At 41.7% G+C, this 22,489-nt stretch carries 18 protein-coding genes; 9 read left to right on the top strand and 9 right to left on the bottom strand.

Going from position 1 to position 22,489, the window contains the following annotated elements; all coding sequences use genetic code 11:
- Nucleotides 1-170 precede the first annotated feature (170 nt).
- Nucleotides 171-2,003 (bottom strand): N-acetylmuramoyl-L-alanine amidase, encoded by a 1,833-nt coding sequence (locus ACMX3D_RS10695; RefSeq protein WP_482752315.1) that lies wholly within the window; start codon nucleotides 2,001-2,003, stop codon nucleotides 171-173.
- Between the two features lie 190 nt (nucleotides 2,004-2,193).
- Here ACMX3D_RS10695 and ACMX3D_RS10690 point away from each other — a divergent pair, with 190 nt between their 5' ends.
- On the top strand, nucleotides 2,194-3,831 hold the full coding sequence (locus ACMX3D_RS10690) for a CTP synthase (protein ID WP_482751398.1): 1,638 nt from the start codon (nucleotides 2,194-2,196) through the stop codon (nucleotides 3,829-3,831).
- A 90-nt stretch (nucleotides 3,832-3,921) separates the two neighbouring features.
- The gene (locus ACMX3D_RS10685; RefSeq protein WP_482751397.1) at nucleotides 3,922-4,344 is read left to right on the top strand and encodes a hypothetical protein; all 423 of its coding nucleotides are present in this window, start codon (nucleotides 3,922-3,924) and stop codon (nucleotides 4,342-4,344) included.
- 56 nt (nucleotides 4,345-4,400) lie between these two features.
- Here the strand turns inward: ACMX3D_RS10685 and ACMX3D_RS10680 are convergent, their stop codons facing one another.
- A complete protein-coding gene (locus ACMX3D_RS10680; RefSeq protein WP_482751396.1) occupies nucleotides 4,401-4,724 on the bottom strand; it encodes an ArsR/SmtB family transcription factor in 324 nt (107 codons plus the stop codon).
- Nucleotides 4,725-4,794: 70 nt separating this feature from the next.
- Nucleotides 4,795-5,547: a PAP/fibrillin family protein gene (locus tag ACMX3D_RS10675; protein WP_482751395.1), complete on the bottom strand. Its 753-nt coding sequence runs from the start codon at nucleotides 5,545-5,547 to the stop codon at nucleotides 4,795-4,797.
- Between the two features lie 132 nt (nucleotides 5,548-5,679).
- On the opposite strand from ACMX3D_RS10675, the gene ACMX3D_RS10670 reads away from it, so the two are divergent.
- Nucleotides 5,680-7,083: an aromatic ring-hydroxylating dioxygenase subunit alpha gene (locus tag ACMX3D_RS10670; RefSeq protein WP_482751394.1), complete on the top strand. Its 1,404-nt coding sequence runs from the start codon at nucleotides 5,680-5,682 to the stop codon at nucleotides 7,081-7,083.
- Nucleotides 7,084-7,086: 3 nt separating this feature from the next.
- Here ACMX3D_RS10670 and glsA read toward each other — a convergent pair whose 3' ends face one another.
- A complete protein-coding gene (gene glsA, locus ACMX3D_RS10665; RefSeq protein WP_482752314.1) occupies nucleotides 7,087-7,989 on the bottom strand; it encodes a glutaminase A in 903 nt (300 codons plus the stop codon).
- A gap of 330 nt (nucleotides 7,990-8,319) precedes the next feature.
- Here glsA and ACMX3D_RS10660 point away from each other — a divergent pair, with 330 nt between their 5' ends.
- Nucleotides 8,320-9,831 carry a thioredoxin-like domain-containing protein gene (locus ACMX3D_RS10660; RefSeq protein WP_482751393.1) on the top strand — a complete coding sequence of 504 codons (1,512 nt, stop codon included), beginning with the start codon at nucleotides 8,320-8,322 and terminating at the stop codon, nucleotides 9,829-9,831.
- 1 nt (nucleotide 9,832) lies between these two features.
- On the opposite strand, the gene ACMX3D_RS10655 is transcribed toward ACMX3D_RS10660, so the two are convergent.
- Complete coding sequence (locus tag ACMX3D_RS10655; protein ID WP_482751392.1) at nucleotides 9,833-10,366, bottom strand: DUF4352 domain-containing protein; 534 nt, start codon at nucleotides 10,364-10,366, stop codon at nucleotides 9,833-9,835.
- Between the two features lie 444 nt (nucleotides 10,367-10,810).
- On the opposite strand from ACMX3D_RS10655, the gene ACMX3D_RS10650 reads away from it, so the two are divergent.
- Entirely contained in the window at nucleotides 10,811-12,364 is a 1,554-nt protein-coding gene (locus ACMX3D_RS10650; RefSeq protein ID WP_482751391.1) for an NAD(P)H-quinone oxidoreductase subunit N, read from the top strand.
- Nucleotides 12,365-12,608: 244 nt separating this feature from the next.
- Here the strand turns inward: ACMX3D_RS10650 and ACMX3D_RS10645 are convergent, their stop codons facing one another.
- Nucleotides 12,609-15,857, bottom strand: a complete 3,249-nt coding sequence (locus tag ACMX3D_RS10645; RefSeq protein ID WP_482751390.1) for a CHAT domain-containing tetratricopeptide repeat protein — start codon at nucleotides 15,855-15,857, stop codon at nucleotides 12,609-12,611.
- Here ACMX3D_RS10645 and ACMX3D_RS10640 point away from each other — a divergent pair.
- Entirely contained in the window at nucleotides 15,823-16,146 is a 324-nt protein-coding gene (locus tag ACMX3D_RS10640; protein ID WP_482751389.1) for a hypothetical protein, read from the top strand. The two genes, ACMX3D_RS10645 and ACMX3D_RS10640, sit on opposite strands and share 35 nt — an antisense overlap.
- Before the next feature lie 51 nt (nucleotides 16,147-16,197).
- On the opposite strand, the gene ACMX3D_RS10635 is transcribed toward ACMX3D_RS10640, so the two are convergent.
- Complete coding sequence (locus tag ACMX3D_RS10635) at nucleotides 16,198-16,386, bottom strand: hypothetical protein (protein WP_482751388.1); 189 nt, start codon at nucleotides 16,384-16,386, stop codon at nucleotides 16,198-16,200.
- 256 nt (nucleotides 16,387-16,642) lie between these two features.
- A complete protein-coding gene (gene trxA, locus ACMX3D_RS10630) occupies nucleotides 16,643-16,960 on the bottom strand; it encodes a thioredoxin (protein WP_482751387.1) in 318 nt (105 codons plus the stop codon).
- Nucleotides 16,961-17,181: 221 nt separating this feature from the next.
- Between trxA and fabG the strand changes: the two genes are divergently transcribed.
- Nucleotides 17,182-17,946 carry a 3-oxoacyl-[acyl-carrier-protein] reductase gene (gene fabG, locus ACMX3D_RS10625; RefSeq protein ID WP_482751386.1) on the top strand — a complete coding sequence of 255 codons (765 nt, stop codon included), beginning with the start codon at nucleotides 17,182-17,184 and terminating at the stop codon, nucleotides 17,944-17,946.
- A 7-nt stretch (nucleotides 17,947-17,953) separates the two neighbouring features.
- Here the strand turns inward: fabG and ACMX3D_RS10620 are convergent, their stop codons facing one another.
- On the bottom strand, nucleotides 17,954-19,036 hold the full coding sequence (locus tag ACMX3D_RS10620) for an MraY family glycosyltransferase (RefSeq protein WP_482751385.1): 1,083 nt from the start codon (nucleotides 19,034-19,036) through the stop codon (nucleotides 17,954-17,956).
- 256 nt (nucleotides 19,037-19,292) lie between these two features.
- Between ACMX3D_RS10620 and groL the strand changes: the two genes are divergently transcribed.
- Nucleotides 19,293-20,957 (top strand): chaperonin GroEL, encoded by a 1,665-nt coding sequence (gene groL, locus ACMX3D_RS10615; protein WP_482751384.1) that lies wholly within the window; start codon nucleotides 19,293-19,295, stop codon nucleotides 20,955-20,957.
- A 352-nt stretch (nucleotides 20,958-21,309) separates the two neighbouring features.
- Entirely contained in the window at nucleotides 21,310-22,452 is a 1,143-nt protein-coding gene (gene corA / locus ACMX3D_RS10610) for a magnesium/cobalt transporter CorA (RefSeq protein ID WP_482751383.1), read from the top strand.
- The last annotated feature ends 37 nt before the right edge of the window (nucleotides 22,453-22,489 follow it).

Genomic DNA, 22,489 nt, shown 5'->3' with positions numbered 1-22,489 from the left:
TGTATGTTTTGCTTTTGTATTTCAAATTTTGATTATTCTATAATATTTTCCGCAATTTTTGTGCGTATTTCTAGATCAAGAAGAAACAGACATTAAGAATTAAAATTTCATTAAAGAAATTTTGTTAGCCAGAAATAACTGACAATAACTGTTACTTTTCAATGGTTTGTCTATTTGTTCTGACTACTAAACCACTCGACAATTCCTGCTGCTAAAACTTTGGCTAATTTTTGCTGTTCCTTTGGATTTGTTACCCACTCAAATTCATCGGGATTACTCATAAAACCTAATTCCAGTAAAACTGATGGTGCAACTACTGGACGAGTTAAGGCTAAGTTATCCCAAAACACACCGTATGAAGGTCTACCAAGCTTTTTAACCACATAGTTATCCAAAAATATGGCTAAACTGTGAGCTTGTGATTGATACCAAAAGGCAGCAAATCCCTTTGTGTTTTCTGCATCGCCATCGTCGGGTAAAGAGTTATGGTGAATGGAAATTGCGATCGCAGGCTTTTCTCGACTGATAATTGCTTGACGTTCTGGCAATGAAACATCTTTGTCATTATCTCTTGTCATAACTACTGTTGCCCCAAGTTTCACCAAATCATCGCGCAGTAACTTCGATACTGCCAAATTCACATCTTTTTCGAGATATCCTGTTGGGCCAGAAGCACCAGATTCTTTGCCACCATGTCCCGGATCAAGTACAATCTTGATACCAGATAAAGGCTTTCCTTTGCGATTTCCAATGGCAGGCGGATGACGTAAAGCTAAAACCAGGGTAGTACCTTCGTATCTCAGGTCATACCCCCATTGTTGGGCTTTTTTGAGGTTAAAGGTGTATTGCACCTGTCCCGGAGTTACTTGTTGCCAATCGAGGCGAGAAATTAAGGGGTCATCATCCAAACGAATAATGTCTGTTTGGGCAGTGGTGTTGTGAAGTGTCAGAGTGAAAGTTTTATCACTTTGTTGTACACTAACTGGGACAGGAATTTGTAAGGGAAAAACCATTTCTGTTGTACCAGCAAGCCTGCGATATCCGACACTGCGAATAATTGTCCGTGGCGGAATTGCACCCGGTAAGATACGAGTTTCCTTACTATTAATCCAAGCACCATAGTCTAAGCGCAACCACTCACCTTCTCTTCCTGTAACTGCTGCTTGTGTTCCTTTTGGTAGAGGAGTGAGTCGAGAATAATCGGTACTAGGGCCTGTGCGGGCTACACCGGCATCTACTGTCACCTCAGCAACTGGTAACTGTGCAGGGGAGAGAATTTTTATTTTGCCAGTTCCTGGTTGAGTGATTGTCTTACCATTCAGTGTCAGTTTAAACTGAGGTTGACCTAAATCTATCTCTTTATTAGCATCTGGCACAACAGCACCCGAAGTGATGTTGTTACCGTAAATTAGGCTTAAGGACTGAAAATCAGGTTGTTGCACCGTGGTGCAACCCGCATATTTCCCAGCACTAGACTGGGCGGTGGGTTGGTTTCGTCCTGTGAGAGCTGCCAAATTACTTGGTAGTTGTACTTGTTGGGGTTGCGGTGCTAGGGCAACAGTTTGATTAGCGAAGTTTACGGAGACGTTAGCATTGAATGGTGCAACTGCACTAAAACAAATGGGTTCCCCTGGTAGTCTGGCAATGTCTACTGCTGGCGTGAGAGAACCTGGCGCAAAGGCTAACCCTTGTGGTAAAGCAGGCTGAGTCGAAAGCCTGGTCACTTTAATCTGAATTGTTTGATTTTTGTGACTTACAGTAAAGACATTCTCTCCCAACTGTAAAGGGAGACTTGGGGAAAAATGACCGGACTTGCTGCGGTTAATTGGCTTACCATTGATCAGAACTTGTCCATCTGGTGGTGCTGTACCAAGAAAAAATATTTTTTCCGCACTGGTTTGGTAGTTGGGTTGAGGAAAAACAACAATAAGAGATGAATCTGCCAATGCTACAGAGGAGGTGGCAATTAAGCTGAATACAACTAATCCGAAAATATTTTTCACGACAATAACTGTGTCACAATGACCAGGATAAGGATGAAGTATAAAGTACCAAGGCTGAAGGAAGAACGAAATTTCGTTCTCGGCGTTCCCCATAGTAGGCTGAAAAGTTAAACTTCATACTTCATAATTCATACTTCACACTTCACACAATGTATTTTGAGAAGGCGCAAGAGAGAAATTCAAAATTACTATGACTAAGTTTATTTTCGTAACTGGAGGTGTAGTTTCCAGTATAGGCAAGGGAATTGTAGCAGCAAGTCTGGGCCGTTTACTCAAATCACGGGATTATTCGGTGTCGATTTTAAAATTAGACCCCTATATTAATGTCGATCCCGGTACAATGAGTCCGTTTCAGCACGGGGAAGTTTTTGTGACCCAAGATGGGGCTGAAACCGATTTAGACTTGGGTCATTACGAACGCTTCACGGATACTTTGATGTCACGCCTGAACAGTGTGACTACAGGCTCAATTTATCAAGCGGTAATTAACCGAGAACGTCGTGGTGACTACAATGGCGGCACAGTACAAGTAATTCCTCACATCACCAACGAAATCAAAGACAGAATTTTATTGGTTGCGAAAGACACCAATCCTGATGTATTAATTACGGAAATTGGTGGCACGGTGGGAGATATTGAATCACTGCCATTTATGGAAGCAATTCGTCAGTTACGTAAGCAAGTGGGACGGCAGAATGTGTTGTATATGCACGTTACGCTATTGCCTTACATTGCTTCGGCTGGGGAAATGAAAACCAAGCCAACACAACATTCTGTCAAGGAACTGAGATCAATTGGCATTCAACCAGATATTTTAGTTTGTCGGAGCGATCGCCCGATACCCACAGGCTTAAAACAAAAATTGTCTGAGTTCTGTGATGTACCGGAAAAATGTGTAATCACCTCCCAAGATGCCATCAGTATCTATGAAGTACCGCTGATTTTAGAACGGGAAGGTCTAGCAGAGCAAGCTCTAGCATTGCTGCAAATGGAACAACGCCAACCTGATTTAAAACAGTGGCAAACAATGGTAGAACGGCTTTACAGTCCGAAGCGTACATTGGAGATTGCCATTGTTGGTAAATATGTACGGTTAAGTGATGCTTATTTATCAGTTGTGGAAGCATTGCGTCATGCAGCAATTGCCACTCACGCTGATTTGCGCTTGCGCTGGATAAACTCTGAAGTATTGGAAACTGAACCAGCCGAAAATTATCTCGACGGTGTGGACGGTGTGCTTGTACCTGGCGGTTTTGGGACACGTGGGGTAGATGGTAAAATTGCTGCTATCAAATATGCCCGCGATCGCCATATACCTTTTTTGGGTTTATGCTTGGGAATGCAATGTGCTGTTATTGAATGGGCAAGAAACATCGGTGGTTTTTCAGATGCTAACAGTGCTGAATTTGACCCTGATACTACTAATCCAGTCATTAACCTGTTGCCAGAACAGCAGGACGTAGTTGATTTAGGTGGGACAATGCGCCTGGGTGTTTATCCTTGTCACATTCTGCCTAATACTTTGGCTGCCAAACTTTATCAAAATGAAATGGTACAAGAAAGGCATCGTCATAGATACGAATTCAACAATACTTATCGGCAGCGGTTGTTAGAATCCGGCTATGTAATAAGTGGCACTTCTCCCGATGGACGCTTAGTGGAAATTGTCGAATTTCCGCAACATCCTTTCTTTATCGCTTGCCAATTTCATCCAGAGTTTCAATCGCGTCCTAGCAATCCTCATCCTTTATTTAAGGGATTTATGGAAGCTGCGATCGCTCTTAACTATCCCAATTCTAATCTACAAACACCTGTAGAAGTTTCTTAGAAATTACCCCCATCAACATTGACTTAGGACTGACATATTTTGTTATACAGGGTTAGCATCATTTTTCCACATTGGACTTAAGGAGATGTTGTGCCGTACTGGATAAAAATCTTTTACGAGAGGAAAGAATATGTGATCAATTTCGACCGTGTTAACGCTTTTTGCTATGAAAAAAACGGCAGAGTCACCTTTTGGTTACCTGATAGTGCCATTCCGATTGTCATTAATCCTCAAAGTAACTTAGAAGACTATCAAAAAGTTCTGAAATATCTCGAACAAGTCACTGATGTAGAAGTAGAAAGTGGTCACTGGGTCAAAATAATTGATGGCAAAAATGAATATGTAGTAAACCTTCATTGCATTAGTTCTTTTTGCCAAGAAGCCAATGGAAGGATAACTTTTTGGTTGCCAGATGGCACTATTCCTATCATTATTAATCCTTCCAGTAACCCAGATTCTTATCAAAAAGTTTTGCAGTTTGTGAAAAATACCACAGGATATTCTTTGTCTTAAAAATAGCAAAGTGCTGAGTGCTGAGTATAAGTACAGCTTACTTATACCTTATTTTACTAATCGCAGCAGGAACGTGCAGATGAGAGTAAACCATGCTGGCGATAATCTGCTAAATATTGCTCTAACACACTAAATTGGGGAATATTTAAACTGTAATAAATCCAACGTCCTTCTTGGCGAGAGTTAACTAAGCCAGCTTCTTTGAGGGTTTTGAGATGAAACGAGAGTTTTGACTGGCTGACCCCCAAAGCATCACATAAATCACACACGCACAGTTCTTGCTGTCGCAGGAGTTCCAGCACGTTAATTCGCAAAGGCTCGGAAAGGGCATGAAAGCCCGCAGCGATTAAATGTGGAATAGTAGAAGTGGGGGTTTGCATGAAATTTGGCTGTTGATGAGAGTATGCAATCTTAAATTCCAGATACTGCTGTAGAAATGAAAAGCGATCGCTATTGTCTTTCACATACTAAGATGGTTCCCTTATCGCCACAAGTGATTCGTAACTCCTCATCAAGATAGAGAATTTCTAGACGACCTTTAGGCGATCGCTCCATGATAAACTTAACTTCTCCAGTTTCAGGATTCATTGTGTCTGGCGGAACCAAACCAAACATTAATTTAAATAAACCCAACATCAAACTTTCTTTAAAAGTGCGTTTTGTATTTTGACGCTGCTGACCAAAAACTGCCTGCCAAGCATCCATTTGATTTGGGTTTTGCGGTGCTAAAATTCCTCCAGTAAATTTCACTTGTAGCACCGTATCACTAATAGGTTCACAAACACCTAGGTTACGTACTACCCCAGATATTTGCGGCAAAGATTCATCAGCCGTAGTGAATTCCACAACAATATCATGACTGCGCCGTTCATGATTTCCTATTAAAAAAACAGGTTGTAAAACTCGGTCAATCACCACTTTTAGTTTCGTCGGCTGGAACATATTGAAAGCGAGACGACCTAGAGTATAGGCAAACTTCTCATTTGCCAGCTTTTCACCTCCAGGAAAATTAGGCGCACTAATCAATAACCATTCACTATCTAATAGCTTACCTTCACGAGTTGGCGCTGGATTCGGGTTGAGAAGTCGTAAATTTTCAATAGCAGCAATTACAGCTTCATCTTTCGTGTTGCCACCAGAAACAGCCAGCGCCTGACGCAAAGCTAGTTTAGCCTCTGCACATTTCCCTGTGTCTACTGCCATAGTGTTGAAATTGTGTTGTGCAACTGCTTGTTAATGTAGACCATTGGCTGATTTCACGACTCTTGCGTGCCATCTTCGTTAAAAAATTGTTACATTTTTGGTGGGTAGATAATCATTCTGACGCATTCCACCATGTCCAACAGCCTGTTACAGCCATTATCCCAAATAAATACAGAAAATTTTCCTGCTGGTGGACTAGATCCAAATCGCTTTGACTGGCTAGAAGTTTGGTATCCTGTCCACTACGTCGCAGATTTAGATAAATCCCAGCTAACGCGCTTCACCTTACTAGAACGCGATTTAGTTTTGTGGTGGGACAACAATGAACAAACTTGGCGTGCCTTTGAAGACCAATGTCCACACCGCTTAGTTCCACTTTCCGAAGGCAGAATTAACGAAGATGGCTGGCTGGAATGTCCTTATCATGGCTGGGCATTTTCTGGAACAGGCAAATGCGAAAGTATTCCCCAACAAGCACCAGACGGGAAGGCAGAAACTTCTCCTCGTGCTTGCGCGACTTCGCTACCTACCACAATACGCCAAGGACTATTGTTTGTTTATCCTGGTAAAGCCGAAAATGCTGCGAAAACTCCGGTTCCTGTGGTTGATGTTTTAGAAGCAGAAACTGATGGCTGGGTTTGCCTGAATACTTTTCGAGATTTACCTTATGATGCTTTGACATTAATGGAAAATGTTCTCGATTCCAGTCATATTCCTTACACTCATCACCGCACTGTTGGCAACCGAGCAAATGTTGCGCCTGTGGAATTGGAAATTGTCGAGTCAGGCAAATGGGGATTTAAAGGCGTTTGGGCAGAAGGCCCCCGCAAAGGAACTTTAGGTAAACAAGATACTACCTTTATTGCGCCGGGGTTGATGTGGCATGATCTCACCTCCAAGCAGTTTGGTAGAACGTTGACAGTTGTGTATGCAACTCCTATCCGCAAAGGCCAATGTCGCTTATTTGCCCGCTTTCCTTTCAAATTTTCTTCCAAATTACCAGGGTTATTTCTGAAACTTACGCCTCGCTGGTACTCCCATCTGGGACAGAATCGTGTACTAGAAGATGATCAGATTTTCTTACATTTCCAAGAACGCTATTTAGAACAAAAAGGTGGCAGCACCAACTTTACCAAAGCGTTTTATTTACCAACTAAGGCTGATAGTTTTGTATTTCAGTTGCGTTCTTGGGTAAAGGAATATTGTGCAGAATCATTTCCTGGTGAGACTTTACCACCGCCACTGCCCAAAGAAGCTTTACTAGATAGATACCATTCCCACACAAAACACTGTGCTAGTTGTCGTCCAGCTTTGAAAAATCTCCAACGTTTGCGGTTAGGAGTGGTGATAGCAACAGTATTAGTTTGGAGTTTGCTGCCGTTATTAGGATTGATTCAAGGTCATACTTCTAATATCACCGTGATTATTACCAGCTTGGCTGTATTACTCGGTGGCGGAATTTGGTTTGGTTTAGGCAAATTAGAAAAACAGTTTTATCAAGGGCAAGAAATCCCACCGAGAAATCTGGCTTCGTGATTTTTAAAAGATACTCAATTCTAAGTTTTGCGCTAAAGCCTCCATAAAAGCGATCGCCGCTACAGAATTTCCTACTATATCTAAAGCAGGACTGTAGCAAGCGATCGCTCCTGCGTTTGGTACTATAGCTAACAGTCCACCGCTAATGCCTGATTTCATCGGTAGACCAATCTTGACAGCAAACTTAGCCGAGTCTTGATACAGTCCACACATTAACATCACTGCGTTTACCAACCGATGATGTTGTAAATTATGACCACAAGCTAAGGCTGTTCCTAACAAAGCTAAATCTTCCACTCGTCCAGATAAACAGCATATTTGCTCATAAGTGTCAAGAGCAATTTCGGGATTTTCGAGACGATTTTTTTGTGCAAGATAATCTGCGATCGCTTGGTTAGCACTTGAACGAGAAGCGCGTACTGAAGCCAGCATAACTTCATCGAGAAATAGTTGGGAATTTGTCAACTGATTTAACCATTGACATAAGTTGTGGGTGCGATCGCTTGCCGTTTTTCCTGGTAATTTATCAGCTAGGGTGATAGCACCACTATTGATCATTGGATTGCGGGGATGTCCACCATCTGTAATTAATTGGTCTAAAGAATTAAAAGCTGCATCCGACGGTTCAACGCCAACCCACTGCAAAACTTGATCTGCGCCCATCGTTTCTAGCAGATACAGAAACGAAAAGACTTTGATTACACTCATTAAGGGAAACACACAACCTGTATCTCCCGAAGAGTAAGTTTTTCCCGATACACAGCAGATATGAACCGCAAACCAGTTAGGATTAGCGACAGATAATTGTGGAATGCGATCGCATACTTTTCCTTTTACAGCTTGAATTTGAGCTTGTTGTACCCAAGCCTCTAAATCAGTACTAGTAAGTTTGTCCAGTCTACTCAAAAGTGATACAGCCCCAAGATTATTTTTCGGTAAGGTAAATAAAGTGCAGCAATAGCCAAAATCGTTAGGACATTGGTAGATGCTAAAACTCAAAGCTTGCACCTATCCAATCTCCCGCCAGAGAATTTATTCTCTGGCTCATAGCACAAGTCCGTTTCAACGGACTCAAATACTCTACCAGTCAGATAAATCTGACTTTCGCTATTAGCCAAGAAATTTATTTCTTGGCGGGATAAAAAGCTGGTGCAAGATATCAGAAAACTTTTAACTCTGTAACCTGTCTCCTGTACCCTCACCCTCATATCTACCCTTAACAGCAAAGGATACCTCATGAATTCACGCGTCAGAGCGCCAGAATTACCACAAAATTACACTTGGCTGAACACTGACAAACCTTTGTCCTTGAAACAACTTCGGGGTAGAGTTGTCATCTTAGACTTTTGGACATACTGCTGCATTAACTGTCTGCACATTTTACCGGACTTGAAATATTTAGAACAAAAATATAAAGATAGTCTGACAGTTATTGGTGTTCACTCTGCCAAATTTGACAACGAACAAGAAACCGAAAATATTCGCCAAGCTATCCTCCGCTACGACATTGAACACCCAGTTTTAGTAGATAAAAATTTTCGAGTATGGCAAGAATATACTGTACGTGCTTGGCCGACATTCATGATTATCGATCCAGAAGGTTATGTAATTGGCTATGTTTCTGGTGAGGGTAAGCGCGATTTTTTAGATCAGTTAATTGCCAAAGTTATTAATGAACACCAAGAAAAAGGCACGATTAACTTTCAAGAAATCAATTATATTTTAGAAAAACAGCAACAACCAATCATTTCACCTCTAGCTTTTCCGGGTAAAGTCTTAGCCACACCAGCAGGTTTATTCATAGCTGACTCTGGACATCATCGCTTAGTTATGAGTAACTTTGATGGCGAAGTTTTTCACATCATTGGTACAGGAAAATCTGGTTTAACTGACGGTAGTTTTGAGGAAGCACAGTTTTCTGCACCACAAGGAATGGTATTTGATAGTGAAAGTCAAAGCCTTTTTGTTGCTGATACAGAAAATCATGCTTTGCGGAAAATAGATATCAAAAATCAAGTAGTCGAAACAATTGCGGGAACTGGTGAACAAAGCCACAACATTCATCCGCATGAAGGTATTGGTTTAGAAACAGCGCTAAATTCTCCCTGGGATTTAGTAAAAGTAGGAAATACCTTATTTATTGCAATGGCGGGTTCACATCAAATTTGGCAAATAAATCTAAAAACTAATATCATCAAAACTTATGCTGGTACAGGTGCAGAAGGTTGTGTTGATGGTTCACTAACAGAATCAGCTTTTGCTCAACCTAGTGGGATGACGACAAATGGAAAAGAGTTATATATTGCTGACAGCGAAATCAGCACAATTCGGAGTGTGGAAATTGTAGAACCATTTCAAGTCAAAACTGTTTGCGGTAGTCAACAGTTATTCGGTTTTGGTGATGTAGATGGACAAAATACAGATGTGCGATTACAACACTGTATGGGAATAGAATATGCTGAAAATTTTCTTTGGGTAGCAGATACTTATAACCACAAAATCAAATTAGTTAGTCCCAGTACAGGTAATTGTCAAACAATTTTTGGAAATGGTTGTGCTGGTTTACAAGATGGTCAAGGTAAAAATAGCCGCTTTTTTGAACCTTCTGGATTGAGTGCTATGAATTCTTATCTATATATTAGTGATACTAATAACCACGCTATTCGCCGCGTAGATTTAAATACTTTTGAGGTGACAACGCTAAAATTTTCTGGTTTGTGTGCGCCAGATATTTGTCTGCCAAATTAATTTATGATTTATTTTCAAGTTGGATTGCTATGGGTTCAGCCTCAAAAGTATGAAGCAGAAATTTTTCGGCTTTAATACCTTTAGGTGTATCAAATAATAACTCTACAGTGCGAGACTCTCCAGGTGAGAAAGGTTTACCTAATAAATCACTACTATATTTGTATTCGGTTTCTTTAAGAGCATATTTTTCCCCATTAGCATCAACTAAATTTGAGAATAAAAAACTAAAAGGAGTATCATCTTCCCGTTGTCTTTTTTCGCTGATATTTTTAATATCTACAGAAACTACTGTCCAAACGTCAGCAGCTTCATAGATTTCATAAGCTCCTGGGAATTTTTGTCCTGCATATCTAATATTATTAATGGTAACTTCCCAGTTTTTGAGATTTATTTTCTTATTTAATTCTCTTGGAGGTGGTTCAAGCTTAGTAGGTTCTACTAATGAAGAATCTAGTGATGTGGTTTCTTTGGCACTTTGACAGCCAAAAAGCACCAATAATAGTACTGTAAATAAAATCAATTTAGAGTTAGACATTTTTGAATTGATTTTTTAAGGACAAATCTTAACCTGTACAAGCTCGTTATTATACTTCCCTAATTTTTATTTGAAATAACGATCGCTCAAAATAATTGTGTTTTTCTTAATGTAAGAACAGCAAAATACTTAATCTTGTTTTTACTAAAATTTTTCGGCAGAGATATTGAACAGCATCTTTGTTATAAAGTCAGATGGAGAGCCTTGTGTCAAGAATTTAGCTTAATTGACAAGATGCAAAATCCAAATTTTAACTATAATTTAAATTGATGATCAAGATAGAGTATTGAGTGCTAGTTAGCTGATACGCTTCTTTTTAGCTACTTTTACTCAAGAGTCAGTCTATGCTTAAGACACAAAGGTAAATTGCAACTTTGGTAATGAACAATGGATAAAATTAACAAAGTTAGCCTTAATGTCTAATCGCCAAACCCTATATATCTCATGGATTTTGCTAATCTTGCATCCCAGTTAAATGCTGGAACGATTCTACCAGAGGGGATTGTAATTGTTACCCTCTTGGGGGTTTTGATTGTTGATTTGATTTTGGGGCGTACATCTTCACGCTGGATTGGATATCTAGCGATCGCGGGTTTACTAGCCGCAGTTGTCGCCCTGTATTATCAATGGGATGCTGTCAATCCCATCTCTTTTAGCGGTGGCTTCACTGGTGATGACCTCAGTATTGTCTTTCGCGGTATTGTTGCTTTGTCTGCGGTTGTGACCATATTGATGTCAATTCGCTATATTGAGCAAAGTGGCACCGCTTTAGCAGAATTCATCGCAATTTTGCTGACTGCTACCCTAGGAGGAATGTTCTTATCTGGGGCTAGTGAGTTAGTGATGATTTTCATCTCACTAGAAACCTTAAGTATTTCCTCTTATCTCTTGACAGGCTATACCAAGCGCGACCCCCGCTCTAACGAAGCGGCGCTGAAATACCTGTTAATTGGTGCTGCTAGTACAGCAGTATTTTTGTACGGCGTTTCGCTGCTGTACGGTCTATCAGGTGGTCAAACAGAATTAAGTGCGATCGCAGATGGGATCACCACAGCTAACGTCAGCCAATCTTTAGGTTTGGTGATTTCACTCGTCTTCATAATTGCAGGTATTGGCTTCAAAATTTCCGCTGCACCTTTCCACCAGTGGACACCAGATGTTTACGAAGGCGCTCCTACTCCAGTGATTGCCTTTTTATCTGTTGGTTCCAAAGCAGCTGGGTTTGCTCTAGCCATTCGCTTGCTAACTACAGTCTTCCCAATGGTGGCTGACGAGTGGAGATTTGTATTTACAGCCCTCGCCATTCTTAGTATGGTCTTGGGTAACGTGGTGGCTCTCGCCCAAACTAGCATGAAGCGGATGCTGGCTTATTCATCTATTGCCCAAGCTGGGTTTGTGATGATTGGCTTGATTGCTGGTACTGAGGCGGGATACGCCAGTATGGTATTTTACCTGCTGGTTTATTTGTTTATGAACCTGTGCGGCTTTACCTGTGTAATTCTCTTCTCCCTCCGCACAGGAACCGACCAAATTGCCGAGTACTCAGGTTTATATCAAAAAGATCCACTGTTGACATTAGGATTGAGTATTTCTCTACTGTCCTTGGGTGGTATTCCGCCACTGGCTGGGTTTTTTGGAAAAATCTACTTGTTCTGGGCTGGTTGGCAAGCTGGTCTTTATGGATTAGTTTTGCTAGGTTTGGTGACTAGCGTCGTCTCCATCTATTACTACATTCGTGTAGTCAAAATGATGGTAGTGAAAGAACCCCAAGAAATGTCCGACGTAGTGAAAAACTATCCCGAAGTCCGTTGGAATTTACCTGGATACAGACCTTTACAAGTAGGGTTAATAGTCAGCTTAATTGCGACTTCCATCGCGGGAATTTTGTCAAACCCACTGTTCACCCTAGCCAACAACTCCATTTCTCACACCCAAATCTTACAAGCAACAACTGCTGAAGTAAGCAAAGTCTCTCTGAAAGCACCAGAACAACTGTAGCTTGCTTTTACTTTATATTTATGGCTAATAGCTAATCATTTATCCTGAACAGCTATTAGCCATTTTTGTTTGATAAAAATATCTCTAAAGCATCGATTCAGTAGTCAAAAACCTAACCCCCCAGCCCCCTTCCCTACCAGGTAAGGGGGAGCCAAACTCCCCTCTCCTACGAGGAGAGGGGTAGGGGGAGAGGTTCTTCCAGCATTACTGAATTGGTGTTCTAGCGGTAGTTGGGTATCTGAGTCTACTTATCGCGCAACGGAGTCCAATTACCAGAAGGAACAAACGCCGCCCAATATTGCGGTTCGCTATACTCTTGACTATTGAGCAAATCTAACTGTGCGGAACGCAAAGCCTCATGTCTTCCTTTCCCCGCCTGCAAATTATTGTAATACTTCACCATCAATTCTTTTGTCGCTGCATCATCAACTTGCCACAGACTTAAAACCTGAGTTTGTGAACCAGCAATTACCAAAGCACGACGCAAACCATAAACACCATCGCCAACTTTAATATCACCCTTACCAGTGTCGCAAGCCGACAGCACAACTAATTGATTAGAGCGTAAATCTAAACCAGCAACTTCCAACGCTGTTAAAACACCATCATCATTATTATTTGTCGCTTGCTTGCGTTTATTAAACCCAGCCAACGCCAACCCAGAGCGTAACAAGGGATTTTCCACTTGGATAATGTTTTTTGGACGTGGTGTTAATTCAAAATCGGATGATGCGTTGATGTCTTGTTCTTCATCAGCGATGAAAAAACCGTGAGTAGCTAGATGTAAAATACTCGGACTTTGTAATTGTTTAATTGCGGTTTCTGTCGCATATTTACCTAACAATATTTTCGCATTAGGTAAAACCTTTTTAATAGCAACAGCTTCATCTTTAGTAGCAGCTAATGGGTCAAATATTAAGTTTGCTAAATCACCAGAGCGCCGATTTTGCGAACCGCGCGAACCAGATACTTTTGCAGAAGCTACAGTTTGTGTTTGGTTGTCGTAGTCAACATCTGCTAACACCACAGGCGAGGAAGTATTTTTAACATCTGAGTTTAGACGTAATAAATCTCGCCCAGTGGTAAGGTAAGAAAAAGCGTAACGTTGAATGAGAAATTTATCTTGCTCATCTGTTAGAGCTTCAAAGGGAATTAACGTTAATTGCCCATCGGGTGAAATTAAAATATGACTGGCATCACCCAATAAAGGACGAATGGGTGCGATTAATTTCTCGTCTAAAGTGCGTCCGAGTTTCTTAAATCTAATTCCTTTGACTAATGCTACACGAAAATCAATAGCTAACTTATCAATTTCTGCGGCTTCACCTAAATCAAGCCACTTTGGTTCACCAGTTGAGCGTAACACCGCCGCAGCATAACGGGGTTTACCCCACTTTTGAGCATCCGTTTTACCTTTGACGTTGAATGGTTGATACTGCACAATTTCTACCAAGGCTGCATCTTTTGGTATTTTGGCTTGAATTGCTGCTAATTCTACTGGTTGGGTTTGCTGACGGAACTCAGTACTTTTACTACTAATTGCGGCTTCTAACTTTTCTCTTTGTGCTTCCAGTTCTTCTAATTGATTTTTCAGGTTAGCGGTTTGTTTTTCTGGCTGAGAGTAGATTAACGCTGAGAGTTGCTGTTGTACTTGCAGCCATTGAGCGAATAATTTTTGCGTTTCGGGATTTTTGTCGAGTTGAGCGCGTAGTATTTGGATGCTGTCAGCTACGGCATCTAACACTAACCCTTTGCGGCGGAGTACAGTAGTTAAAGCCAGAGATGCGGCGGCTGGATTATTACGGGCTTCTTGTAACGATAGGGAAACAGTAGCATCGGTTGTTCCTGAAAAAGTTCCGATGTAATCTTGTTTGCTTTTTTCTGAGCCGACAGCAAAAATTAGATTGAGATTTTTTGTTTGAACATCTAACCCACGGCTTAAAAAATCGGTAGCGCGAGTGATGTCACCTTGGGCGAGATACAGGAAAGCCAAATTACTCAAGCTCTTGGCGACATTAGGATGTTCTTTGCCCAGCACTTTCTCCAAGATAGCCAGGGAGCGTTGATGCAAAGGTTCGGCTTGTTGATATTTTCCCTGTAAATGATACAGTTCTGCCAAATTATTCAAGCTAGTGGCGACATAGGGATGTTCTTTGCCCAGCACTTTCTCCAAGATAGCCAGGGCGCGGAGATATAATGGTTCGGCTTGTTGATATTTTCCCTGTGAACGATACAGTGTAGCCAAATTATTCAAGCTAGAGGCGACAAAAGGATGCTCTTTCCCCAGCACTTTCTCTCTAATAGCCAGGGCGCGGAGATACAAAGGTTCGGCTTGTTGATATTTTCCCTGTGCGCGATACAGTTCAGCCAAATTATTCAAGCTAGTAGCGACAGAGGGATGTTCTTTTCCCAGCACCTTTTCATAGATAGCCAGGGCGCGGAGATACAAAGGTTCGGCTTGTTGATATTTTCCCTGTTCATCATACAATCCTGCCAAATTATTCAAGCTAGTAGCAACATTTGGATGTTCTTTCCCCAGTACCTTTTCATAGATAGCCAGGGCGCGGAGATATAATGGTTCGGCTTGTTGATATTTCCCCTGTGAATGATACAGTAGAGCTAAATTATTCAGGCTTTGGGCGACATCAGGATGTTCTTTCCCCAGTGCCTTTTCATAGATAGCCAGGGCGCGGAGATATAATGGTTCGGCTTGTTGATATTTCCCCTGTGAATGATACAGTAGAGCTAAATTATTCAGGCTTTGGGCGACATCAGGATGTTCTTTCCCCAGTGCCTTTTCATAGATAGCCAGGGCGCGTTGATACAATGGTTCGGCTTGTTGATACTTTCCCTGTGAATGATACAGTCCAGCTAAATTATTCAAGCTCGTGGCAACTGAGGGGTGTTCCTTCCCCAGCACCTTCTCAAAGATAGCCAGGGAGCGTTGATACAATGGTTCGGCTTGTTGATATTTCCCTTGTGTTTCATACAATCCTGCCAAATTATTCAAGCTAGTGGCGACATCAGGATGTTCTTTACCCAGCACCTTCTCTCTAATAGCCAGGGCGCGGAGATACAATGGTTCGGCTTGTTGATATTTTCCTTGTGAGTCATACAGTAGAGCCAAATTATTCAAGCTAGTAGCGACATCGGGATGTTCCTTCCCCAGCACCTTCTCTGTGATAGCCAGGGCGCGGAGATACAAAAGTTCCACTTGTTGATAATTTTCCTGTTCTTTATACAGGAGAGCCAAATTATTCAAGCTAGTGGCGACATAAGGATGTTCCTTCCCCAGTACCTTCTCATAGATAGCCAACGCGCGTTCTGCTAAAGGGATGGCTGTAGTGTATTTACCTTCTTGGTATAACTTGAATGCCTGCTCATTTAGTTCTTTTGCTTCCTGTAAAGCTGCTTGCTGCTCTGGTGAATATGTCGGTGTCTGCTGTTGCGCTATCCCTGTGACTGGCGTACTTAAAACTAACCCAGTTGTCATCGCACCTGCTACCATCCAAGGTGCAAGACACATCCCCGCAACATTAATCGCGCTGAATAATTTTTTCACAGTCAACTCACAAGCTTGTAGGTTTGGCTATGAAATAAATCATGCCGGACTCAAGCATTTTCGCAAAGCTGTTGTGAAAAAACTCAAAAACTTGCGCCTTCCTCTCCGCGCCTTTGCGCCTTTGCGCGAAACAAAACAACATCCTGCAACACCCAACGCAGAAAATTTGCTGACATTTCAAACTCAAACGCTCAATACAGTCAGCGTCGCGCACTACTAAACATCTCGGTGCATTACGGTTGTCACCTAAAGCACCCTACCGGATTGTATTTTACTCGCTTTTTAAAGCGATCGCACCAAGCATGAGCATCTGAGCTTCACGCTTCACCCTCAGAACACCAATGTTCGAGTAAAAAACCTGAAACTCCACCTTCCGAACACCAACGTTCAAGTAAAAAACCTGAAACTCCGCCTTCTGAACACCAACGTTCGAGTAAAAAGCTTGAAACTTCGCCTTCATCACTCGAACTTTCACCTTCCGAACTCGAACATTCGAGCAAAAAGGCTCAACATTTACTCTTTGAACTTCAACATTCAAGCAAAAAGGCTGAAATTTTACGTTTATAACTCAATTTTAATTCGTCAGATTTTCACTGCATAACTTAAAACTAAAACCCCGACTGTTTAGAACAATCGGGGTTGTGTTTTGCTGACAATTGTTGCTAACGCTACGAAGAGTGTCAGTCGCGTATGGAAGAAACTGCCTTCTTCTATATTTAAATTAAACTTTGAAGATGTTGCACTAATTGCGGTGCTTGTAACACTCCCTCAATTTTATCTACAGGCTTACCCTCTTTAAATAACATGAGTGTTGGCAAAGCCTCAATACGATATTGGCTGGCCAATTCGGTGTATTTTTCTGTGTCAATTTTGACAATGCGTAGACGATCTTTTAACTGGGCATTCACTTGATCTAAAATTGGCCCCATCATCTTGCAAGGGCCACACCATTCAGCGTAAAAATCTACTAATACAGGTACATCAGAACCAGAAAGCATTTCTTCAAAGCTGTTGAAATGTTTTTTAGTGGCCATAAGACACACACCGAATTTTTATGGATTGCTTTCAATATTAATGCGTGCTGTCTGGAATGGCTGTAACATTATTTTATTTTTATAGTCAAGGGTCAACAGCCAATGGTCATTTGTTCGACGCGTTCTGTTTTACCCCAAAAATATTGCCCTTGAGTGAATTAACAAGCACAAATCACCATAAGATAATTAGCGCGGTAATTCAAAAGCTTAAGGAATAATTCATGGAAGTTTTGCCAGAAAACTTGCAAAGTCTCAAAGGAAAAGTAGCTGTTGTTACAGGTGGTTCGCGGGGAATTGGAAAGGCGATCGCACTTGAATTGGCGAAATATGGGGCTAGTGTTGTGGTTAATTATGCTAGTTCCAGTACAGCAGCAGATAATGTAGTAGCAGAAATTACATCTGTTGGTGGACAAGCGATCGCACTGCAAGCCGATGTTTCGCAAGCAGATCAAGTAGAGGCACTTATCAATGCCACCACAGAAAAATTTGGTCGAGTCGATATTTTAGTTAACAATGCCGGAATTACCCGCGACACATTACTTTTGCGGATGAAGCCAGAAGAATGGCAAGCCGTAATTGACCTTAACCTCACTGGCGTTTTCTTATGTACCCGCGCCGTCAGTAAAATCATGCTCAAGCAACGTTCCGGGCGAATTATTAACATTACTTCCGTTGCCGGACAAATGGGCAACCCTGGTCAAGCGAACTACAGCGCCGCCAAAGCCGGAGTTATCGGCTTTACTAAAACCGTTGCGAAAGAACTAGCTACCCGTGGGGTAACAGTGAACGCCGTCGCCCCTGGTTTTATTACCACCGATATGACCAGCAATCTCAGCAACACCGAAGAAATTTTGAAATTTATTCCTCTTGGTCGCTACGGGCAACCAGAAGAAGTTGCTGGTATGGTGCGCTTCCTTGCTGCTGATCCCGCCGCAACTTACATCACGGGACAAGTCTTTAACGTTGATGGTGGTATGGTGATGTAATTCGTAATTACGAATTATTAAGTATTCTTTGCCAAACGGTAAAGCCCAACAAAAGAATTATCCCAGCACTGGTAGCGACTATCACAGGTAAAGGCATACCTCGGATGGTCATTGCCAGCAAATTGCCAATTAAGGTAATTGTCCACAGAGTGAATGCAGCATGACTTTGCGAGAACCCCCAAGCTAATAAACGGTGGTGTAGGTGATCCTTACCAGGAGTACTGAGGGGGTTTTTTCCTGCCAATAGTCGCCGTAAAAACACTTGGGTAGTGTCTAAGACTGGTAATAGCAAAAATAAAACCGTCGGGACTAAGGAGAAGACCGTAGTCACCTGCAAGTCACCTAAAATACTGGTAGCAGCTAAAACATAACCAAAAAAGTATGCTCCAGCGTCACCCATAATAATGCGTGAGGGGTGGAAGTTGTGGCGCAAGAAACCCAACGCCCCACCTCCTAAGGCTGCCAAAACTAAGGTAGCTGCTGCCTTATTGGGAAATTGGGCTGAAACTGCTAACAAACTCATAGCAGTTATAAAACTGATCCCCCCTGCCAATCCATCCATCCCATCCATCAAATTGATGGCGTTGGTAATGCCGACCACCCACAATACTGTAATTAATATTGATAAAAATGAGTCAATCGGTGTGCCGAAAGCAACTTTGATGCTGATGCCATTAGCCACCAGCAACAAGGCTGTGATGATCTGTGTCCACAAACGCACAGAAGGGGGTAAACCAAATTGATCATCAATAAAGCCGACCAACACTAGGATTGAACCTCCTAGTAGAACAGTCAACACCTGCGCCAAAACATTTTGTAATTCAATCGGTCGTAAGAGACTAGCAAGAACTAACGCGGCAATTACTCCTGCATAAATAGCCAAACCTCCGGCATTCGGTAAAGGTTCCCGATTGAGTCGTCGCGCATTTGGTTGGTCAGCCCAACCAACCCGCAGGGCAAACTTGCGTACTGTCGGGATTAAGCGCCATGTTACTAGCCAAGCTAAGAGAAACGTAAATACTACTGCCAACCAGCCGATGCCGCTTGGGTCGGCAATACCCAAAGACCTAAGGGAGTTGTATAGATTCATCTCCCAATTCAACCATTACTGCCTGTATCCTACATGAGCATCAACTGTATATTAATCAATTTTTTAATAAAAGGTACTGGTATTTACTCAAGACTAAAGACTCAAGTTGAGAAATTCACACTTCATACTTCCCACTTCACACTTCACACCAGTACCAATCCTGATCATTTCCATTTATAATCTGACCAGCTTTGGTATTAGCACTCTGCGTCTGCGAGTGCTAAATTGTCTAATGGAAGCGCTAGAGAAGTGAAACATGGCTAAAATTATTTCCTTTGATGAAGAATCACGGCGGGCGCTAGAACGAGGAGTCAACGCCTTAGCTGATGCAGTGAAAATTACCCTAGGGCCAAAAGGTCGTAACGTCCTTTTAGAGAAGAAATTTGGTACACCCCAAATTGTTAACGATGGGATCACTGTTGCTAAAGAAATTGAATTAGAAGACCCTTTAGAGAATACTGGTGCGAGACTCATCCAAGAAGTAGCATCCAAAACTAAGGATATTGCTGGGGATGGCACCACAACCGCTACAGTTTTAGCACAAGCATTAATCAAAGAAGGTCTGAAAAACGTTGCGGCTGGTACTAACCCCATCAGCTTGAAGCGGGGAATTGATAAAACTATCGAAGCACTGGTAGAAGAAATTGCCAGAGTGGCAAAGCCAGTAGAAGGGGCTGCGATCGCTCAAGTTGCTACAGTCTCCGCAGGTAACGATGAAGAAGTCGGCGCTATGCTGGCAGAAGCAATGGAGAAAGTCACCAAAGATGGTGTGATCACTGTTGAAGAATCCAAATCCCTGACAACTGAACTAGAAGTAGTGGAAGGGATGCAAATCGACAGAGGTTATATTTCTCCTTACTTCATCACAAACAACGAACGGCAGATCGTTGAGTTTGAAAATGCTCGCATTCTGATTACCGACAAAAAAATCAACAGCATTCAAGAATTAGTACCAGTACTAGAAAAAGTTGCCCGTTTGGGTCAACCGCTGTTGATTATTGCTGAAGATGTCGAAGGCGATGCTTTAGCAACTTTAGTAGTCAACAAAGCACGGGGTGTGCTGACTGTTGCCGCGATTAAAGCACCTGGATTTGGCGATCGCCGCAAAGCAATGCTGCAAGATATTGCCATCCTCACCGATGGTCAGTTAATTTCCGAAGAAATTGGCTTGAGTTTAGATACCGCTTCTTTGGAAATGTTGGGAACTGCCCGCAAAATCACCATCGACAAAGAAAACACCACAATTGTCGCTGGTAGTGCCACCAAGCCAGAAATTCAAAAACGGATTGGTCAAATTCGCAAGCAGTTAGAAGAAACTGATTCTGACTACGACAAAGAAAAACTACAAGAACGCATTGCCAAATTAGCTGGTGGTGTAGCAGTAATTAAAGTCGGTGCTGCCACAGAAACCGAACTCAAAGACCGCAAACTGCGCATTGAAGACGCGCTGAACGCCACCAAAGCAGCCGTAGAAGAAGGAATTGTTCCTGGTGGTGGTACAACCTTAATTCACTTGTCTACCAAAATAGACGAAATTAAGAACAGCCTCCATGAAGAAGAACAAATTGCGGCAGAAATTATCAAACGTGCTTTAGAAGCACCTCTGCGTCAAATTGCCGATAATGCTGGTGCGGAAGGTTCTGTGATTGTCTCTAAAGTCAGAGAAACCGAGTTCAACATCGGTTACAACGCTGCTACCGGAGAATTCCAAGACTTGATTGCGGCTGGGATTATTGATCCTGCGAAAGTTGTACGTTCTGCTTTACAAAATGCCGCTTCAATTGCGGGTATGGTTTTAACTACCGAAGCGATCGTTGTTGAAAAACCAGAGAAGAAACCTGCTGCACCTGACATGGGTGGCATGGGCGGTATGGGCGGTATGGGTGGTATGGGCGGCATGGGCGGCATGGGTATGATGTAACATCTGCCTTAAAAGTGCTGAGTGCTGAGTGCTGAGTGCTGAGTAAAAATACTAGTTTTCATGCCTTAGCCCCTAGCCCCTTCCCATATAAATATCTTTATCTTTTTCAACAGTTTGCCTTGCCAAGGCAAGCTGTTTTTTTATACACTGGCTCATTCATCAGCGATCTAGCTATATACCAGTCGAAGCATAGGTTAGGACTATATTGATTGCTGAAACCTCTGATAATACTGAGTTTCTACTCAGCACTCAGCACTTCGCTATACAATTTGGCCTAATACCAATTAGGAAAGTAATCAGACAACATACTTACAATTATCACGAATGACCAATGACAATTAACAATTGACAAATGATTAGCAAAATTCGCCGTCTTACCAAAAAAGTCCGTAAGCCAAACTTCAAGGATTTTTATCATCTACCAGGAACTCTACCAGGAACTCTGATTATTGATGAAGATGCAGCAGCTCCCACAATTGTTTTGTTTGATTACAATCAAACAAACTTTATTCGGAAACAAATAGCTACTCCAGAAGAGTGTCTGAGTTATTTAGATGCAGAATCTGTTTCTTGGGTGGATGTTCAAGGTGTAGGTAGTCAAGATATCTTACAACGATTAGGTAAAGTTTTTGAGTTACATCCTCTGGTTTTAGAAGATGTAGTCAATATGGCAGAGCGCCCTAAAATTGAGGATTATGAAGACCAATTACTTATAATTTCTCGGATGGTAGTACCAAAGGAAAACTCTTGTGGATTTTATAGTGAGCAAGTGAGTTTTGTCTTGGGAAAACATTATTTGCTGACAGTGCAAGAAGAACCAGAGCATGATTGTTTTGAAAGCGTAAGGATACGAATTGATAAAGGTAAAGGCATTATTCGCAAAGCAGGTGCTGATTATTTAGCTTATGCTCTGTTAGATGCAATTATTGATGGTTTTTTTCCAGTATTAGAGCTTTATGGTGAACGCATTGAAGAATTAGAAGAAGAAGTAATCTTAAAACCTACGCCACAAACACTACAACAAATTTATCAAATTCGGCGAGAACTTTTGCAATTGCGCCGCTCTATCTGGCCGCAAAGAGATGCAATTAATGCTTTGATTCGAGATGGCAGTGAATTAATTAGTGAAGATGTCAGAATCTATCTACGAGATTGCTATGACCATACAGTCCAAGTTATGGATATGGTAGAAACTTACCGAGAACTAGCATCAGGATTAATGGATGTATATTTATCGGCAGTCAGTAACAAGATGAATGAAATTATGAAGCTACTAACTGTAGTTTCTGCGATTTTTATTCCTTTAACTTTTGTTGCTGGTATTTATGGCATGAATTTCAATACAGAGAAATCACCATTCAATATGCCTGAACTAAATTGGTATTGGGGTTATCCAGCTTGCTTGGCTTTAATGGTAGCGATCGCAGTTAGTTTACTCATATTATTTTGGCGTAGAGGATGGCTTGCTAATTTTTCTAGTATCAAAAATGATTGAAAGTTAAATAATCAACACTAATCCAGGGAGTTAAAAT

This window comes from Anabaena sp. TISTR 8404, assembly GCF_056847745.1.
The sequence above is the reverse complement of the archived record's forward strand: the minus strand, read 5'-3'. Positions and strand labels throughout refer to the sequence as shown.

Coding starts and splice junctions, on each gene's coding strand:
- ACMX3D_RS10690 (WP_482751398.1), top strand. CDS start 2,194: ATGACTAAGTTTATTTTCGTAACTGGAGGTGTAGTTTCCAGTATAGGC.
- ACMX3D_RS10680 (WP_482751396.1), bottom strand. CDS start 4,724: ATGCAAACCCCCACTTCTACTATTCCACATTTAATCGCTGCGGGCTTT.
- ACMX3D_RS10675 (WP_482751395.1), bottom strand. CDS start 5,547: ATGGCAGTAGACACAGGGAAATGTGCAGAGGCTAAACTAGCTTTGCGT.
- ACMX3D_RS10670 (WP_482751394.1), top strand. CDS start 5,680: ATGTCCAACAGCCTGTTACAGCCATTATCCCAAATAAATACAGAAAAT.
- ACMX3D_RS10660 (WP_482751393.1), top strand. CDS start 8,320: ATGAATTCACGCGTCAGAGCGCCAGAATTACCACAAAATTACACTTGG.
- ACMX3D_RS10655 (WP_482751392.1), bottom strand. CDS start 10,366: ATGTCTAACTCTAAATTGATTTTATTTACAGTACTATTATTGGTGCTT.
- ACMX3D_RS10650 (WP_482751391.1), top strand. CDS start 10,811: ATGGATTTTGCTAATCTTGCATCCCAGTTAAATGCTGGAACGATTCTA.
- ACMX3D_RS10645 (WP_482751390.1), bottom strand. CDS start 15,857: ATGACAACTGGGTTAGTTTTAAGTACGCCAGTCACAGGGATAGCGCAA.
- ACMX3D_RS10635 (WP_482751388.1), bottom strand. CDS start 16,386: ATGAAGGCGAAGTTTCAAGCTTTTTACTCGAACGTTGGTGTTCAGAAG.
- trxA (WP_482751387.1), bottom strand. CDS start 16,960: ATGGCCACTAAAAAACATTTCAACAGCTTTGAAGAAATGCTTTCTGGT.
- fabG (WP_482751386.1), top strand. CDS start 17,182: ATGGAAGTTTTGCCAGAAAACTTGCAAAGTCTCAAAGGAAAAGTAGCT.
- ACMX3D_RS10620 (WP_482751385.1), bottom strand. CDS start 19,036: ATGAATCTATACAACTCCCTTAGGTCTTTGGGTATTGCCGACCCAAGC.
- groL (WP_482751384.1), top strand. CDS start 19,293: ATGGCTAAAATTATTTCCTTTGATGAAGAATCACGGCGGGCGCTAGAA.
- corA (WP_482751383.1), top strand. CDS start 21,310: ATGATTAGCAAAATTCGCCGTCTTACCAAAAAAGTCCGTAAGCCAAAC.